Here is a 16,905-nt window from a genome sequence, read left to right as displayed (position 1 = left end):
ATTAGATGTTTAATTTATCAATTTTAAATTAAACTGCCGAAATATTTGAAGCTTTTGATTAAATTAATAAGAATCTCTACTTATAAATTTATAGTTACCAGACCTGTTTATTTCTTCTATTTCTAATTGAAGTGTATTATAAATTGAATTTATATCAATGAGCTGATTAGGTTCGGTATTTAATTTAGACTTGGCAAAAATCATTTTACCTATGGCAATTTTTACTTTAGACCACAATGAAACGGGATGTTGATAGTCGTAAAAATCAATTGCTTTCTTTGTCTGCTGAGCGATTAACTTGTCGTTTTTTTGACCAGATACACTGTTTTCGTGATAAACTGAAAGCGCATTATACCCAGTATAATAAACTATGTTCGATTGTAAATAGCTAATTCTAAGACTATATTCCCAATCCATCATTACATATTCTAGATTGTATAATCCAAATATAGCTAGAGATTTTTTCCTGATTAAGGTATGTATATCTCCAAACCAAAATGACTTAATCTGTTTTTTTGCCCATTTCTCAAATTCAGACACATGCGAATTTCTATAGATTGTTTTATAATCTGTTAGTCTAGAAGTTAGATCATTTGAGATTACGATATCCACCTTAGGATTTGCTATCATATATTCGGCACATTTTCTAATTGAAGTATAATCAAATATATCGTCGTCAATTATTTTTTTAATAATTAACCCATTTGCCATTAATAAAGCCTTGTTCCAACCATGAGCTTGAGCTCTATCAGGCTCCGATATATATTGATGTATTTTGCCAGCTTCAAATAAATTGGATAAGTATGCTTGGGTACCGTCGGTACTTTCTCCATCAACAACTACTATTTCTTCTTCGGGACGAAGAATTTGGATTAGTTTTTCTAAGTTATATTTTAAAAAATTTAACCTGTTTTTGGTACAAAATATATAGGATATCGTGTATTGCATTCCTTAATTTTTTAAAAAATCAATATAGTCATTTATTGACTTCTGTGGGTCTAATACCTCAAAATAACACGTTTTACAGGTCTCGCTATTCATATTTAATAAAGATTTATTTTTGATATGAAATTCTAAATCCTCATTCTCAGTTGCAATTACTCCGATTTTGTATTTTTCTACGAGTTCTTTATAAATGGAAGAGTTAGAGAGTATAGTTGGCAGACCTACTAACATTAAAGTAGAAAATTTACCTGAAGAAAGGCCTATTTCTTGGATGTTTTTCCCTGTATAGACTTCATTGTCGGGTTTGTAAATAGCTATTCCAAAATCAAAGCATTTTAAAAACGCACAGTATTCTTCATAGCTGTTAAAGTGCTTATCGTGTAATTTAAGTTGATTATTTTGAGCAGCTAAGTCTAAGAGCTGTTTATGAATGGGGTTGGTTTCTGAAAACTTACTTCTATTATGAACCAAAATGTATGTGTTCTCTGGTAACTTACTTTTAGCAGCTTTTATGATTGATTCAGCGCCCGACCACTTATCAACACTTCCAGCATGAATATAAATGGTATCGCTTGCTTTAAATCCAAATTCTTCTTTTGTATACTTTTTTACTATTGTTAATTTATTAGATATAGGCGATACAGGGATTAAAAACCAATTTTTAAAAAAATTGGAAATGCTGTTTTCGCCCGAAAGCATGGATTGCCTTTTTTTATCTTGAATTACAATAGAATCTACATTTCTCGAATATTCGCTTTCTTCATTTTTTAATCTGATTAAATTTTTATCCTTAATTTCTTCTTTAAAAAAGATCTCGAATGAGAAATAATGCGTTTTAAATGAGCTAAATTTTGAAATTCTTCCAGTTAATACCAAGCCTAGGGGGTCTACGGCAATAATATGTTTAATTCTATTTTTTCTAATAACCCTAATAACATTTAAAAACTTTTTGAAATATTGAAAGATGTTAATTGGATTTCTGGGTAGTTTCAATCCATTTGGGGCATCAGAATAAGTAGTTAAATTTAACTCGGATGGAATAGGGGTAGTATTATTTCCACTAAAAATTATAACCTCAATATTATTCGAATTTAATTCTTTAATTATCGAATATATGGTGGGATTGGTAAAGGTGTCATGATTTAATGTGATAATTCCTATCATTTACTTGTAGTGGCTATAATCAATAATGATTTTTTAAAATTTCTACAACTAGTTCTCTGTCTTCCATTGATAGTCCTAAACCACTTGGCAAATAGAATCCATTTCTTGCTAAATTTTCTGCAATGGGATATTTTTCATTCTTAAATAGTCCCATTTTTTGAAATACAGGTTGTTCGTGCATACACCAAAAAAATGGTCTGGTACCAACTTTCTGATCTGATAAATATTTAATTATTTCTTCCTTGGCTTCAATATTGGGTGCTACTAAACCAAAAACCCAATAAATATTATCCGAGTAATCTGTGGAGCTTAATGGAAGTGAATAGCCTTTTTCTGCTAAAAACGAAAGTTTTTGTTGGTAAAATGCCCCTAATTCTCTTTTTTTATCAATAAACTCGTTTATTCTTTCTAATTGTGCTAAACCCAATGCTGCTTGAAGGTTGGTCATTCTGTAATTCCAACCTAATTCATGATGTATAAATCGAGGACCGTTGGGCTCAAAACATAAATTTCTAAGCTTTTTGCATCTTTCGACTAAATGAGCATCATCGGTTAATATCATGCCACCCTCTCCAGTTGTTATATGTTTGTTTGGGTAAAAGCTAAAAATACTGATGTCGCCAAAACTACCGCATTTTTTCCCATTATAAGTCTGACCATGCATTTCTGCTGCATCTTCAATTACTTTTAAATTATACCTTTTAGCCAGTTCAAGAATAGGATCTAAGTCGGCCGGTAAGCCATAGATATGCACAACTAAAATTGCCTTTGTTTTGGAGGTTATTTTAGATTCTATTTGAGAAACATCCATATTCCAAGTATTGGGGTCGCTATCTACTAATACAGGAATAGCCCCATTAGTAATAACAGATTGTGCTGGAGATATAATGGTAAATGTGGGCATTATAATTTCATCATCTTCACCAATTTCAAGTGCTTTTACTGCAATATCTAATGCTGCGGATCCATTGCTTACAGCAACCCCAAAATTGCGACCTATATATTTGCTGAAATTCTCTTCAAATTTAGTTATAAATGGACCTTCACTCGAGATCCATCCAGTTTCGATACATTCTGAAAGATATTTAAGCTCATTTCCACTTAATAAAGGTGTGTTTACAGGAATAGGTTTAGTGTTCATCATATTTTTAATGATTAAATTTTTTCCAAAACATAACAAACACCCCAGGTATGTATGCTAGGTTTTTCTTTTGTTAAAAATGCTTCGCTATGCAATAGTTTAAATCCTGTAGAAATGGCTAAAAGTTCAATTTCTGGTGTGCTAAAATGGCGCATAGGATGCTTTTCTTCAAATTCTGTAATTTTATGCGTGCTTAATTCTTCAATTTCAATTTTATAATTAACATCTACTAAGTTTTTATTCGTATGTATTTCTGGCGTGGCGTATCGAGTTATTTCCAAAGAATCGCTTTTTAATTTTTTAGTTCTTTTTTCAGGTGTTTGATGATATACCGCCGGACTATACCATACATCGAATATAAATAATCCTTTTTCATTTAAATGATTATGTACGTTTTTAAATGTATTTATTAAGGCTGTATTTTCTGTTAAATAACTGATAACATGGAATAGGGAAGTAGCTACATCAAATTTATTTTCTAATTTAAAATGGGTTATATCGGCAACATGAAATTCTAAATTTTCATTATTTATTTTTTTTGCAATAGAAACCATATCTGCACTTCTTTCAATACCAGTTACAGAAAACCCAAATTCAGTTAATATTTCGGCATGTTTGCCCGTTCCGGCACCTAATTCTAATAGGGTTTTTGCTTGGGCTTTGTATTGCCTAATTGTGTTTTTAATATATTCACTTTCAGCGTTATAGTCTTTGTCTTTATACAACAAATCGTAATACTGACTATATGCATTAAAGTTTTGATTCATGGTTTATTTTGGTTGTATGTTTTCAGGATTATGTTCAAATCTAACTTTATCTTCATCTCCAACGTATGGACCTTGCTTAATTTCTATTAATTCAGAATCTTCGAGCATTTCAAATCCATGTCCACCAGCAGCTAATAAAATTACATCTCCAGTTTCTATAACAGTACTTTCCAAATAATTTCTGTTATCATCGTAAAAATCAACTCTTACCTTGCCATGTTTTACATATAATACTTCTTGTGTTAAAGTAACTTTTCTTTCAACTAAATTATGAACATGAGGCTCTATTATGTGACCTTTTGGTCTATTCATATAGCCTAATTGTTGCGAAAAATCATTAGGCGTGAAAAATGAAATACCAGGCTTATTATAATTAGATTTTATAATTATTGCTTGTAATTGTGTTTTGTTAAATATTTGTTCTATCATTTCTGCCTATTTTAAAGTAACAATAAATTGATTGTTATTAAGACGATTAATTAGGTAAAAGCCTGTCTCTAATATTTTATCATGAGTGTTTTTTACGCCTTCGTATGTAAAGTCATCAAATACTACTGTTAGTTTCGGATTTATTTTGAATAAATTGGATATGTTTTCCCAATCAGATTTTACTACTTCATATTCATGACATCCATCAATAAATACAAGATCAATTGTTTCTTTAAGTTCCTGCTCAATATTTTTTAAAGTTTCTGTAGTGTCGCCCTTTATAAGTTTGAAATTTTCAGGTGCTATGGTTGATGCTAATTTTTTATGAACCATATTAAAGGTGTGTTGACCAGAATTAAATTCCCAATATGGATAATCAGCCAAGTTATATTGGTCTAAATCTTTCGGATATTTTTCTTTTAGAAGGTGTATATCATCAAATATATCAAAACCAAAATATTTAAGGCGTATATTAAATAGCTGATGTATATTTTCATAAATATAAACGGCATTATCACCCTTGAATACGCCAATTTCTAAAAAATTAAGACCATTTAGCTTTTCATTTTTTATTTTAAAAATCGCCACATCAAGTAACGTGCTGCAATTTTCAATAGATCTTATTCGGTTTTTAATTCTTTTAGTATTTAAAAAATGTTTGAGCTGACTTAACATATTTTATAGCTTTTTTAATGGTGATAAGATCTTCTTTCTTTCTCAATGCTATGGAAGAATTTTTTAAAAAATTTTCTGGCTGATTTTTTAGCAATTCTATCTATATTCTTCATCAATTTATTAGGCTCAACTACATGAAAAATACCAGCTGTTTTGATAATAAATAATGCACGATAAAACCAAACATTATTTTTAGTAATGGATTTGTTTTTAGATCCAGCGCCATAATGGATAAAGGTATTATGATATTTTTTTGGAAGATGAACAAATTTCCCTCCAGTTTTATTTTTAACATCGTTCTGAAAATAAGCCGCTGAATCGAAAGCGTGAACCATATTATGTTCTTCAGAATATTTCTCAAAATAAAAATGTGAAACTTTGCTTATTTCAAATGTTTCTTTTTTGTAAATACAAAACCAAGTATGATTTCTTTCATGTAAATATAAATTTCTGTTAGAATAGGAATCATAATGAAAAGAAGACGGATTATATGAGGTACTGGCGATTAAACAATTTGGATCTTCTAATTTGCCTAATAAGTAGAAATAAAAATCGGCATTAAGTATTTCAAAATCAGCATCAACGGTTGCAATATAATCTGTATTAAATTTAATTAATTCTGTAGACCATAATTCGTCATAATTTTCATTTAAACCATCTCTTTTTCTTTCTATACCTTCTGGCGAAGTAATTATTTCTCCAGCCTTAAGGTTTAGGGTTTTTAATTTTTCGGAATTATCGAAAATCTTAGAGAATGGTAAATTATTCCATTTCTTGATGTACTTTGACTTGTTTTCTTGGCTTAAGTTATTTAGATAAATAAATAGAGTAAATTGTTTTTTCTGAATATCATTTAATCTGATAAAAATTTTTTTAAAACTGTTTATTGCATAATTAGCAAATAAACAATCATTATTGGTTACCAACATGAAAAATGTAATGGTTTTCGAATTACTCATCAGAAATAAATTAAGGTAGTTTATAATCCCAATAATTATCTCTTAGAACCCAGTTCCTAACCTTTTCGTTGGCATTGAATTGTTGTTGATGAAATTCAAATCCTCTTAATTCTTCTTTTCTAAGTGTTTCAAAGAAAAGTTTGATTTCGTTAGGTATTTTTTCTTCTTTAGATTGTATAAATAGGGGCTTAATCCATCTATATAGCGGATGAATATAGTTTCTTATTTTCTTAAATATACTTTCAGTTGGTTTCATTGATGTTTTTGCATTCGTTCTTAAAGCGGTAAAGGAATTGCAAACACCTTGGTAATAAGCCCTTTTTTGAAAGTAAGGTTTTGTTAATCGACCACCCGAAACATAATGTTTTAGTTTTAATGATGGTATATAAACGGCTTTAAATCCTTTTTCCCTTGCTTTTATGGTTAAACCAGTTTCTCCATCGCCCTGAAATTGCTGCAAATGATCGGGAATACAATCAGGATGAAATCCACCTAAATCTACTAAAGCCTGTTTTCTTATGCAGAAATTTAATCCCCAAACAAAATTTGGATCTATCTCAATAATTTTATCTCCAAAATCTAAAAGACTTAGCCAACTGCAATATTTTCCATTTTTATCTTGGGTCCAAAAGTAGGGTAGCCATTCGGGCGGATTGGTTTCATATTCAGGTAAACACGGGCCTGTTGCCAATTGTATACTGGGGTCGTTTTCGAAATTTAAATACACACAATTGATGTAATTGGAATCTAATGAAACGTCATCATCTAAAAAGCATAATATGTTGGCTTTTGCATGTTGAGCGCCTAAATGCCGGCCCGTTAATAATCCCGGAGTATCATCAAACAGGTAATGAAAATCCGTAATAAATTTTGCGTATTTATCACAAATTTGTTTAGTATGATCATTTGATCCATTATCTACCACTATTACTTCAAATTTCACATCAGTATTTTGATCTTTAATGCTAATTAAAGTCCTTTCTAAAATATTTGCTCTATTAAAAGTGGGTATGATTACAGATATCATTTCTTAAAATTGAATAATGATTGATATACCTTTTTTAATGCCGAAAGTAATCTTGGATTATAAACCTGATCTTGAAGAATATTATCCTGATAAATTATTACTTGATTTTTTAATTTTAATAGCTCAGGATGCACCAATGGAAGTACAGTTTCTGGGCTTGAAAATTTGTTGATTAAGTCTTCATCATTAGTATAGAGCAGTACATTTTGTCTATACCACCAATCTACTTGCTCATTGTTCCAAAACTTTGATCTTAGTATGTCTAGAGGAAAATAACCTCTACTTTTAAATTTTTCTTGCCAATAACTTGGCCATTGCTCATTAATATGATGATCGCCAGTTTGAGTAGGAATTGCAGCAGAAAATAGAATAAAATCACTATGGTTGGTAATGGTTTCAATTATTGTATCTGCACAATCAATGGGTAAGTGCTCAACAACTTCTAAACAGATGCAAAGGTCAAATTTTTTATTAAGGTTAAGCGGTATTCTTAAATCATGTTTTAAAAATTCATTGGATTCTAGTTTCATTAAAGGTTGCTTTAACTCAATACCATCTACGCCCTTAACCTCATTAATATTTAATTTTTTTGCTGCAGAAAGCCATGAACCCGTTCCACATCCAATATCTATTATTGAATTTATTGGAAATAAATTAAAAACATAAGGTAGTATTTCCAAAGCCGCTTTTTCATTGTGAAACGACTCATCATGCCAATAATTTATGGGAGAATTTTTTAACATATTTCTTGTATCCAGTCTATAGTAGGTGAAATTGAGCCAAGAATATCTGAAGAAACAGATGTTTCATATTGGGCCATTTCTGTGATTTTTATGGTTAAGAGATTTTCTTGAACAAAAAAGTCCTCATGTCCGTCTCCTAGCCAAATTGAAATTAAATACTCTCCATCTAATAATTTGGGCTGCTTAACAATAGCTCGAATAATACCTCTTTCAGATTTAATAAATGAAATATTTGGTTCTTGAATAATATTATTACTGCCAAATAACTTATTTCCTTGAATATCACTAAAAACGAAACCAAATACGGGAATATCTAAATTTATCCAATTTTGGTATTGACAAACCAGCTCAATTCTGTCTTCAACTTGCTGAACTTTTAAATACTTAACAAAGCCATAATCAAAAGTTACTTCGTCTTTAGCCTCGTCAATTTTATTATAAACTTCTAAAATTTTTCTTGTATTGTCGAAACTATTAACCATCCCATTTTGTAATAAAAGAGATTTTGTGCAAAGTCTACTGATAGATTGCATATTATGACTTACAAATAAAACGGTTCTTCCTTCACCCTTACTTATATCGCCCATTTTACCCAAACATTTTTTTTGAAATTCTGCATCTCCAACCGCCAAAACCTCATCAACAATTAGAATTTCAGATTCCAAGTGTGCAGCTACCGCAAATGCTAAACGAACATACATTCCACTACTATATCTTTTAACAGGGGTTTCTATATATCGACTAACACCAGCAAATTCTACAATTTCATCAAATTTTCTGGTGATTTCATGCTTTCGCATACCTAAAATGGCCCCATTTAAGAAAATATTTTCTCTTCCTGTTAATTCTGGGTGAAAACCAGTTCCAATTTCTAATAAACTGGCAATTCTACCTGTTCCAGTAATTTTACCGGTAGTTGGAGCAGTAATTTTACTTAATATTTTAAGTAATGTACTTTTCCCCGCGCCATTCTTACCAATTATTCCAATGGCTTCCCCTTGTTCAACTTCAAAATTTATATCTTTTAAACTCCAAACAATATCTGAACCGCCAACTATTTCTCTGTTGTTGGTTTCACCAATTTTTAAGAATGGATCTTCTTTACCGGTAATCTTTGCAAACCACCTTTCAATATCTCTACTAATAGTACCTGTCCCTATAGATCCTATTTGGTAGGCTTTGCTTAAATTTTCTACTTTTAATGCGATTGACATACAGTTACTTAGGTGATTTAAATGGTGTCTACAAAATCTTTTTCAACCTTGTTGAAAATAACAATTCCAAAAATTAAGATTATAAAAGTAACTACACTAGAATATAATAAACTTAACCAAGAAAAGCTACCAGAGCCTAAAAAGCCATATCTAAAACTTTCTATCATTGCACTCATAGGATTTAATTCTATAATCCAGCTATATTCTGGATACTTTGCAATGGTTTCTGATAAAGGAAAAATTACAGGAGTTGCATACATTAATAATTGAACACCAAAACTTACTAAAAAGGCCAAATCTCTATATTTAGTGGTCATCGCAGAAATAATCATTCCGCTTCCTAAACCTAAAGCGGCCATTAAGATAACGATGTAAGGAAATAAGAATATTGCCCAGGTGAAACTAAAATCAGTTTCAATAATTGTGTAAATACTGATGGTTATTATGAACAAAAGCATTTGAACACCAAACCTTACCAAATTACTTATCACAATACTTAAAGGCATTATTAATCTTGGAAAATATACTTTTCCAAAAAGCCCTGCATTATCTCTAAAAACAGTCGAAGTTTTTAGTAAACAATCTGAGAAATAATTCCAAGCTGTTATCCCTGCCATATAAAATAAAGGAGCGGGTAAACCATCGGTACTTATTTTTGCAATTTTGCCAAAGATTACAGTAAAAATAATGGTGGTTAGAAGGGGTTGGATAAAAAACCACATTGGCCCCAAAACAGTTTGTTTATAAAAGGATATAAAATCTCTATTTACCAATAAAAATAATAGATCTCTATATGCCCAAACATCCTTTAACTTAATATCTAAAAGCGAACTTTTAGATTCAATTACCCATTTTTGATTTTTATAATCCTTAATCATTACTTTAGCTTAATAAAGCACTTACATTTGCTTTATAGGTTTCAAAACTAAAATGTTCCAAACAAATTTTTTGGATAAACTCGGCTTCATTTTTTGTTTGGTTATTTTCTAAAATAGTTTTTATTCCTTTAAAAATTTCATTTTTATTGTCGGGATCTACTAACAATCCTAATTTACCATTTAAAATAGCATCTTTTGAGCCATCTTTATTTCCTGCAATTATTTTACATCCACAGGCAGCAGATTCAATAAATACAATTCCGAATCCTTCTTTTTTGCTCGGAAGAACGAAACAATTAGCCAATAAAAAATGATCTGAAAGTTCTGCGTTTTCAATAAAGCCGGTTAAAAATACATGGTCTTCTAATTTTAATTTTTTAATTAGTTTAACCAATCTATCCCGTTCGTCCGAATCTGCCTTTCCGCTTATAATATACAATAAATTGGGGAAATTTTTAATTAATTCAGGCAAAATATTAATTACAATATCGTAGCCTTTGTATTTTTCAAAACTGGAAATTCTAGTTAAAGTATATAAAATTGGTTGATTGTTCTCTATCTTATATCTTCTTAATAAATATTCTGGTTTTTCGAAATTTAAAGGGGGTACAAAAAATGGATTTAAGCAGTTGTTTAAGATTTTGAAATTTTGTGAAGGAATTTTATGCTCATTTTGCATGAAATTTGAAGTATAGGAGCTTACTGCCCATATTTCTACTTTCTTTTTTAAGAAATTTATTTTCCATTTAGGTAGCTCTCTCCAAACTTCTATGCCATGTGCATATACGATGATTTTTAGACTAGGCTTAAAAAATTTTAAGATTCGTGCAAATAATAATAAATTAATATGACTTAAAATGATGGTATCATATTTTAAACCAATTTTTATAGCATTTATCCCGAAATTTAATTTTTTTTGACCGAATCCAATAAAATTTGATGGATTTAAATACTTTTCATCAACCTCATAATCGTTCATAGAAAGCACTTTAAAATTAAACTTTAAATCTTCCAGCACTTTACATAAAGTTTTACATACATCCTCAATACCACCAAAACTACTAAAGGTGTTTAAGGTTAAAAAAAGTATTTTACGATTATTGTGGTCCAATATTTTTTATTTCGAATGTGTAAATGTTTTAATTTGGTAAAGCACCAAAACTTTAGCCCATGGTAACCTGTTTCGCTTAAAAGCTGATAATAATTTTAATGCTTGAGTATTTGATTTGTAAATTGATTCTGTATTTATTAATTTATTGTTTTTCAGCCATTTAGTAAAAGGAAATGAAAAACCCATTTTTTTTCGGTTATAAATTTTCTCAGGTAAAATATCTGCAAAGGTATCAACTAATAATTGTTTGTTCAATTTTAGATCGAATCTAATTTTATTATCAATGCTTAAACAGGTTTGTACAAAATCTTCATCCAAATAGGGGGTTCTAATTTCTATGCCATGATACATACTCATGTAGTCAATATCCTTCAATAACTGATTTTGTAGGTATAAATTAAATTCTAAATAAGAGATTCTTTCTTTTTTATTGGTTATTGAAGACGGAATTTTTAATTCTATGGATTGAAGGTATTTATTTACTTCTTCAATGTCGATTTTTAAAATCCTAGCAATAGTTTTTGGATCATATATTCCTCGTAAAAATAAATAATCACCTATGGTAGAATTATAAGTTAAAAAGTAGGTCCTATTTATTCCTTCTATAGGAATTTTTGAGATGATTTTTTTGATGAAATTGGGTGTTGAATTTAAAATTTTTAAAATTCCCGATCTTCTAAAAGAAACATATCCTCCTAACAATTCATCTGGCCCAATTCCAGATAATACGGCTTTAAGGCCATTTTCTTTGGCAATTTTGCATATGTACCAAGTGTTTAAGCCATCATTACTGGGCTGATCCATTGAGTTTAAAGCCTCTTTAAGATGCTCGTTAAAATCGGATTGAGTTAAAGAATAACTTATATGTTCCGATAAAATTTTATTCTTTACTATATTTTGAAACTTTTCTTCAGAGAAATTTGATTCTTTAAAATTTAAAGATATTGTTTTTAGTTTCCTCGTGCATTCGTCGGCAATTAAGGTTAAAATACTACTATCTATCCCTCCGCTTAAAAATATTCCAATGGGAGCATCAGATAATAAATGTTTTTTTACAGAATTTCTTAGACTTTTACTTAATTGTTTTTTTGCTTCGACAAGTGTATTTATTTTCTTTTCATGAGTGAATTCAAAAAATGTAGTAATAGTATGGTCTCCAGTTTTTAAATCCCAACTTAAATATGTTCCTTTTGGTAAACTCAGTACATTTTCTAAAGTAGAATGGGGTTCAGGGATATGACCAAATGCCAATAGGTATATTTTCCAATCATCAGAAGTTTTAAAATTTTCACTACTTTTTATAAACGCTTTTACTTCCGATGCAAAAATAAGTTTACTATGCTGGGTGCTGTAGTATAATGGTTTAATGCCTAGCGGACTTCTAACTAAAATTACTTTCTGCAGTAAGGGGTCATATATGCAAAAAGAATACATGCCTCTAAGTTTGGCAAATGATTTTATCCCCCAATGTTTATAAGCTATTAAAATAACCTCGGTGTCTGTAGTTGATTTAAATTTATAGTTTAAATTTTCTAGTTCTTTTTTTATTTCTAAGTGATTATAAATCTCACCGTTATAGGTTATAGTTATTCCGTTTTCTAAAGTCATCGGTTGTGCGCCATTTTCAGATAAATCTAAAAGCGCTAGTCTTCTATTGCCTAATGTTACTTTTTTGTGCTCAGATTGATAAATTTTATGTCCGTCAGGGCCTCCATTTGCCATTGCAAGGCACATGGAATTAACATGATCATAATGATCATGTTTTGTGCTTTCTAATGTGATGATTCCTGCGATTCTGCACATAAAATTCTGATAATTTATAATTTAACTTTTAAACAACTAAATATATTAGCGTTGGTTGAAATAGAAATAAAGCGAATTGTATTTTTGATTTTAATTTATAGGTTCAATGTACGCAATAGAAGTTTTAATTTGTACTGAATAACCTAAATTCTTGAGTTGAAGTACTAAATTTTTAGTTTTGTTTATAGTTACTACTTCTGCAAATATATCTTTGAAAGGACCTGCTATTATTTTTACAGGTGTCCCTTCTGTAAGATCGTAATTAAAGATTTCTAAATTAGAATCAATGGCGAGTAAAAGTTGCAAATCATTCATTTGTTTTAATGGCATGGTAGCAATCTTGCCAGAAAAATAAATAAATCTAACCACACCATTAGTGTTTAAAACATTAGGTATCTCTTGTGGTGTTATAAAAACAAAAATATAATAAGGAAATAATGCAACATCAATAATTTTTTTTCTGTCACTCCAAATTCGTTCCGTTTTTTTTAAAGGCAAAAAGGTTTTTATTCCTTTTTTTCGTAATTCTAAATCAACTTTTTTTTCCGATCTTGATTTTGTATAAACTGGGTACCAATTATATTTGTTGTTTTCCATTAAAAAGCTAGATAATAAAATTTATTCCGAAAAATTGGATACTAATTATTTTTTCTTCCAGAATTGCCACCATTTTTTATCATCATGGTTGCTGTAGTATCCAGAGCCATATCCTGTATAATCAGAGTAATAGTAATTACCTACAGAACTGTTAGCATAATTGGTCGTATAAATATTGGCATGTAATTTTTCGTTACCAAATGAATTTAATATAATCGCAAAATTATTTAATTCGTACTCCCTTACTAATCTATCAGGTATAGTTGCTGCTCTTCTGTTAGAAACACCAGATCGTAAAATAAATAAATTAATATCAGACATTCTTATTAGTGGAATAGCATCCGAAACTAATCCAACTGGAGCTGTATCTATTAATATGTATTCATATTTTTTATTTAATGCTTCAATTAATCCCTTCATTTTAGGGCTATGTAATAGTTCGGACGGATTTGGTGGTACTGGTCCAGAAGTTATAAAGTCAAAGTCATAATCATTATCTTTTAAAATAATGTCGTCCATAGTATGCATACCCGATAAATAGGTGCTTAATCCTACTCTGTTTTCGACGTTAAAAATCTTATGCATTTTAGATCTTCTCAAATCCGCTGCAATTACAATTACTTTTTTATCAATAATAGATAATGTACCCGCTAAGTTTACAATAACAAAAGACTTTCCTTCACCAGAAACTTCCGAAGTTACACATACAGTTTTAGAAGGTTTATTACCCCCCATAAAACTTAAATTTGTTCTAACCGAACGAACAGATTCAGCAAAAATGGATTTTGGACGAGATAATGATAATATTTTTTTAACATTATCTTCTACTTTCTTAGGATATTTTAAAATAACCCCAATAATTGGGGTAGTGGTTAGCCCTTCTATGGTTTCTACATCATATATATATGGGTTAAAAATTCTAGTCGCAAAAATTAAACCTATAGAAATAAACAAACCTAAAAATAAATAAGAACTATAAATTTTTCTCGGTATAGGATCAATAGGTGTCATTGAAGCTTCTGCAAGATGAATAATTTTTGCACTAGAGACTATAGAAGCTTCAGATATTTGAGCCTGTAATCTTCTTTCGAACAACATAGCCAACATTTTTTGATCAATTTCAGATTTGTTTGAAAGTTTGGTAAAGTCGTTCTGAATAGGCGGAATAGCACTTAAGGTATTTTGGATAGAAACTAATTCTGAACGTAAATATTTTAAAGCCTGGTCGTTACTGTTTTTTAATGTCTGCGTAACGCTATTCATCCCATTTTTTAGTTGAATCAATTTTCTTTCTATATCTAAAACTCTACTCGAATTGGGCTTAAAATCTTTTAGTAATTCTTGTCGTGTTTGTATGGCATTATTATATTGAGTCAATATTTCTTGGATAGAAGTATTTATAGAAGCATCAATGAATAAAGAAATTGGCGCATATAAAGGGGTGTTCTTGATTTGTGCAGCTATCTGATTAATTATGCTGCCTTTTAATTCTAAATTGTTTATTTCTTCTTTTAATTGAGGTATTTTATTAATGTTTATAGATTTTTCTGCTTCCGGATCTATAAAATTATTTTCTGTTTGAAAATTAGATAAGATATCACCAGATTTATTTACGGTTGAATCTATAAATCTTAAGCGATCCTCTAAAAAATTAATGGTTTGTTTTGCTGATCTTCTTTTTTCTACCTCATCATTAATAATATACTGTTTAATAATTGAGTTTAATATGTCTGCGGAAAATCTTGGATTTCTATCGGTATGATAGATATTCATAACATTAGAATTTTTATCTCCTTCTTCAATAGATAATCCATTTAATGCACGACCCATAAAGTCTTTAGCCGAATTAAAATGAAAACTATATTTTCCTGTTGAAGGTATAGGAGATATTACTTTAAAAATAACATCCCCTTTATTTATAATTTGTCCGTAATTATACCTCTCCCAGCCATCTTTTGAATTCTCTGTTAGTTCAAAAGTGGATGAACTTACCGGCCTAACCTCATATTCTGCTCTTGAAAAATTTTCTGCATCTTGATGAAGTATTTGAATTTCGAATGGTTTATTGGGGTAAACTTCAGATTTTTTTATTTTTCCTTCTAAATAGTAAGTTATTTTATAATCAATTTTTTCAATCGCATTTAAAATAACATCCGGTGAACGCATTATTTGCGCTTCGGTCTCTATTAAGTTTGTTCTTAAATACCTAAAAGCATTAGGTGCAGTAACTGAGGCAGCGTTCTGATCGTCTAGGTTTAATTTTAAACTGGCCTCTGATCTAAAGGTTTGAGGGGTATAAGCAATATATACTTTGGCAGCAATATAGGATAAAACTAACATCCCAACTATCCAATACCATCTACTTAATACGATATTGAAAATTTTCCAATATGAAAGTTCTTGTTTGGCTAAACTATTTCTTTCAGTGTATTCGTTATGTATCATTTATTTGGTGATGGTTAAAATTAATAAACCTAAATTTAATAAGACTAATACCGGTTGGATGTAATTGTTGAAATTTTGAATTTTTTTCGATGCCACAACTGATTTTAATGGTTGTATTACTATTATATCACTGTTTTGTAATACTAATTTTTTGCTCGCTAAACTTTTTATGTCCTGCAAATTCACATAAATTATTTCAGGATTAAATTTATCTCCTCTAATAATTTTGCAAGTCTTTGGATCTGCATTTTCAGTTAACCCGCCAGCTTGAGCAATTAAATCTATTAAAGTTAGGTTGTCTTGTTCTAAAATATAATTTCCTTGTGCCCTAAATTCACCTAATAAAGTTACCTTTAAGTTTACTATGGTAATTTCAATAATTGGAGCAATTTGTTCCTTTTCAAATAGTTGCTGTATTTTGTTGGTCGCTTCTTTTCTTGTTAATCCTTTAACGCTAACTTTGCCAAATTCAGGTATAGTTATGTTTCCCATTGAATCTACTTCGAAAGTTTGATTTTTTTCTGAAAGTATATTGTTTGGAGCACTATTTGAATTCGCACCTATTGGAGAAAGGAAATCCTTATTTTGTAGGTTTCTGATTAATAATCTGTCTTGAGTTTTAATGGTGTAGATGTTTTGATTTCCCATATCATTTACTACATAAACTTGAGTAATGGTATCTGTAACTACGTCGTTAGGTGAAGTAAATAAAGAAGTCTCTCTTCTAACATTACAAGAACTAATTATAGCTACAAGAAGTAATGAAAATAGTATTTTTTGTATAGATTTTAATCCACTCATAAATTAGTTGTGTTTGCTAAACCAAGTTATTGTTCATTTATTAACTTTTCTCTGTTTAAACTACAATTTTTATTTAAATAATATACAAAGTATAGACAATGATTTTAGATTCTCACTAAAAAAACAGCACTTTTTTAACTTTAAACGGCATTGTGTTTAAAATATAACATTTGTTAAAATTAATAAATCATAAACGATATTTTTGT

General features: G+C 29.7%; 16 protein-coding genes. All 16 read right to left on the bottom strand.

Annotation, left to right across the window (positions count from 1 at the left end):
• Nucleotides 1–63: 63 nt before the first annotated feature.
• Nucleotides 64–948 (bottom strand): glycosyltransferase, encoded by an 885-nt coding sequence (locus VRU49_RS00670; RefSeq protein ID WP_330144843.1) that lies wholly within the window; start codon nucleotides 946–948, stop codon nucleotides 64–66.
• Between the two features lie 3 nt (nucleotides 949–951).
• The gene (locus VRU49_RS00665; RefSeq protein ID WP_330144842.1) at nucleotides 952–2,109 is read right to left on the bottom strand and encodes a glycosyltransferase family protein; all 1,158 of its coding nucleotides are present in this window, start codon (nucleotides 2,107–2,109) and stop codon (nucleotides 952–954) included.
• Between the two features lie 19 nt (nucleotides 2,110–2,128).
• Nucleotides 2,129–3,253, bottom strand: coding sequence for a DegT/DnrJ/EryC1/StrS family aminotransferase (locus VRU49_RS00660; protein ID WP_330144841.1), 1,125 nt, complete (start codon nucleotides 3,251–3,253; stop codon nucleotides 2,129–2,131).
• 11 nt (nucleotides 3,254–3,264) lie between these two features.
• Nucleotides 3,265–4,017, bottom strand: coding sequence for a class I SAM-dependent DNA methyltransferase (locus VRU49_RS00655; protein ID WP_330144840.1), 753 nt, complete (start codon nucleotides 4,015–4,017; stop codon nucleotides 3,265–3,267).
• A 3-nt stretch (nucleotides 4,018–4,020) separates the two neighbouring features.
• The gene (locus VRU49_RS00650; protein WP_330144839.1) at nucleotides 4,021–4,446 is read right to left on the bottom strand and encodes a cupin domain-containing protein; all 426 of its coding nucleotides are present in this window, start codon (nucleotides 4,444–4,446) and stop codon (nucleotides 4,021–4,023) included.
• A 6-nt stretch (nucleotides 4,447–4,452) separates the two neighbouring features.
• The gene (locus tag VRU49_RS00645) at nucleotides 4,453–5,121 is read right to left on the bottom strand and encodes a class I SAM-dependent methyltransferase (RefSeq protein ID WP_330144838.1); all 669 of its coding nucleotides are present in this window, start codon (nucleotides 5,119–5,121) and stop codon (nucleotides 4,453–4,455) included.
• A 14-nt stretch (nucleotides 5,122–5,135) separates the two neighbouring features.
• Nucleotides 5,136–6,080: a hypothetical protein gene (locus VRU49_RS00640; RefSeq protein ID WP_330144837.1), complete on the bottom strand. Its 945-nt coding sequence runs from the start codon at nucleotides 6,078–6,080 to the stop codon at nucleotides 5,136–5,138.
• 10 nt (nucleotides 6,081–6,090) lie between these two features.
• Nucleotides 6,091–7,107: a glycosyltransferase family 2 protein gene (locus tag VRU49_RS00635; protein ID WP_330144836.1), complete on the bottom strand. Its 1,017-nt coding sequence runs from the start codon at nucleotides 7,105–7,107 to the stop codon at nucleotides 6,091–6,093.
• Nucleotides 7,104–7,850: a class I SAM-dependent methyltransferase gene (locus VRU49_RS00630; RefSeq protein ID WP_330144835.1), complete on the bottom strand. Its 747-nt coding sequence runs from the start codon at nucleotides 7,848–7,850 to the stop codon at nucleotides 7,104–7,106. Before VRU49_RS00630 ends, VRU49_RS00635 begins: the two co-directional genes overlap by 4 nt.
• Nucleotides 7,844–9,064 (bottom strand): ABC transporter ATP-binding protein, encoded by a 1,221-nt coding sequence (locus VRU49_RS00625; protein WP_330144834.1) that lies wholly within the window; start codon nucleotides 9,062–9,064, stop codon nucleotides 7,844–7,846. Before VRU49_RS00625 ends, VRU49_RS00630 begins: the two co-directional genes overlap by 7 nt.
• A 17-nt stretch (nucleotides 9,065–9,081) precedes the next feature.
• Complete coding sequence (locus tag VRU49_RS00620; RefSeq protein ID WP_330144833.1) at nucleotides 9,082–9,942, bottom strand: ABC transporter permease; 861 nt, start codon at nucleotides 9,940–9,942, stop codon at nucleotides 9,082–9,084.
• A gap of 4 nt (nucleotides 9,943–9,946) precedes the next feature.
• Nucleotides 9,947–11,053 (bottom strand): glycosyltransferase family 4 protein, encoded by a 1,107-nt coding sequence (locus VRU49_RS00615; protein ID WP_330144832.1) that lies wholly within the window; start codon nucleotides 11,051–11,053, stop codon nucleotides 9,947–9,949.
• A 6-nt stretch (nucleotides 11,054–11,059) separates the two neighbouring features.
• Nucleotides 11,060–12,856, bottom strand: a complete 1,797-nt coding sequence (gene asnB, locus VRU49_RS00610; RefSeq protein ID WP_330144831.1) for an asparagine synthase (glutamine-hydrolyzing) — start codon at nucleotides 12,854–12,856, stop codon at nucleotides 11,060–11,062.
• 90 nt (nucleotides 12,857–12,946) lie between these two features.
• On the bottom strand, nucleotides 12,947–13,453 hold the full coding sequence (locus VRU49_RS00605) for a UpxY family transcription antiterminator (RefSeq protein ID WP_330144830.1): 507 nt from the start codon (nucleotides 13,451–13,453) through the stop codon (nucleotides 12,947–12,949).
• Nucleotides 13,454–13,498: 45 nt separating this feature from the next.
• A complete protein-coding gene (locus VRU49_RS00600; RefSeq protein WP_330144829.1) occupies nucleotides 13,499–15,898 on the bottom strand; it encodes a GumC family protein in 2,400 nt (799 codons plus the stop codon).
• A complete protein-coding gene (locus VRU49_RS00595; protein WP_330144828.1) occupies nucleotides 15,899–16,699 on the bottom strand; it encodes a polysaccharide biosynthesis/export family protein in 801 nt (266 codons plus the stop codon).
• Nucleotides 16,700–16,905 lie beyond the last annotated feature (206 nt).

It is taken from the genome of Pedobacter flavus, assembly GCF_036324285.1.
Taxonomy (GTDB): Bacteria; Bacteroidota; Bacteroidia; order Sphingobacteriales; family Sphingobacteriaceae; genus Pedobacter; species Pedobacter flavus.
The sequence above is the reverse complement of the archived record's forward strand: the minus strand, read 5'-3'. Positions and strand labels throughout refer to the sequence as shown.

Coding starts and splice junctions, on each gene's coding strand:
- VRU49_RS00605 (WP_330144830.1), bottom strand. CDS start 13,453: ATGGAAAACAACAAATATAATTGGTACCCAGTTTATACAAAATCAAGA.
- VRU49_RS00650 (WP_330144839.1), bottom strand. CDS start 4,446: ATGATAGAACAAATATTTAACAAAACACAATTACAAGCAATAATTATA.
- VRU49_RS00625 (WP_330144834.1), bottom strand. CDS start 9,064: ATGTCAATCGCATTAAAAGTAGAAAATTTAAGCAAAGCCTACCAAATA.
- VRU49_RS00640 (WP_330144837.1), bottom strand. CDS start 6,080: ATGAGTAATTCGAAAACCATTACATTTTTCATGTTGGTAACCAATAAT.
- VRU49_RS00600 (WP_330144829.1), bottom strand. CDS start 15,898: ATGATACATAACGAATACACTGAAAGAAATAGTTTAGCCAAACAAGAA.
- VRU49_RS00670 (WP_330144843.1), bottom strand. CDS start 948: ATGCAATACACGATATCCTATATATTTTGTACCAAAAACAGGTTAAAT.
- VRU49_RS00665 (WP_330144842.1), bottom strand. CDS start 2,109: ATGATAGGAATTATCACATTAAATCATGACACCTTTACCAATCCCACC.
- VRU49_RS00630 (WP_330144835.1), bottom strand. CDS start 7,850: ATGTTAAAAAATTCTCCCATAAATTATTGGCATGATGAGTCGTTTCAC.
- VRU49_RS00595 (WP_330144828.1), bottom strand. CDS start 16,699: ATGAGTGGATTAAAATCTATACAAAAAATACTATTTTCATTACTTCTT.
- asnB (WP_330144831.1), bottom strand. CDS start 12,856: ATGTGCAGAATCGCAGGAATCATCACATTAGAAAGCACAAAACATGAT.
- VRU49_RS00655 (WP_330144840.1), bottom strand. CDS start 4,017: ATGAATCAAAACTTTAATGCATATAGTCAGTATTACGATTTGTTGTAT.
- VRU49_RS00620 (WP_330144833.1), bottom strand. CDS start 9,942: ATGATTAAGGATTATAAAAATCAAAAATGGGTAATTGAATCTAAAAGT.
- VRU49_RS00635 (WP_330144836.1), bottom strand. CDS start 7,107: ATGATATCTGTAATCATACCCACTTTTAATAGAGCAAATATTTTAGAA.
- VRU49_RS00660 (WP_330144841.1), bottom strand. CDS start 3,253: ATGATGAACACTAAACCTATTCCTGTAAACACACCTTTATTAAGTGGA.
- VRU49_RS00645 (WP_330144838.1), bottom strand. CDS start 5,121: ATGTTAAGTCAGCTCAAACATTTTTTAAATACTAAAAGAATTAAAAAC.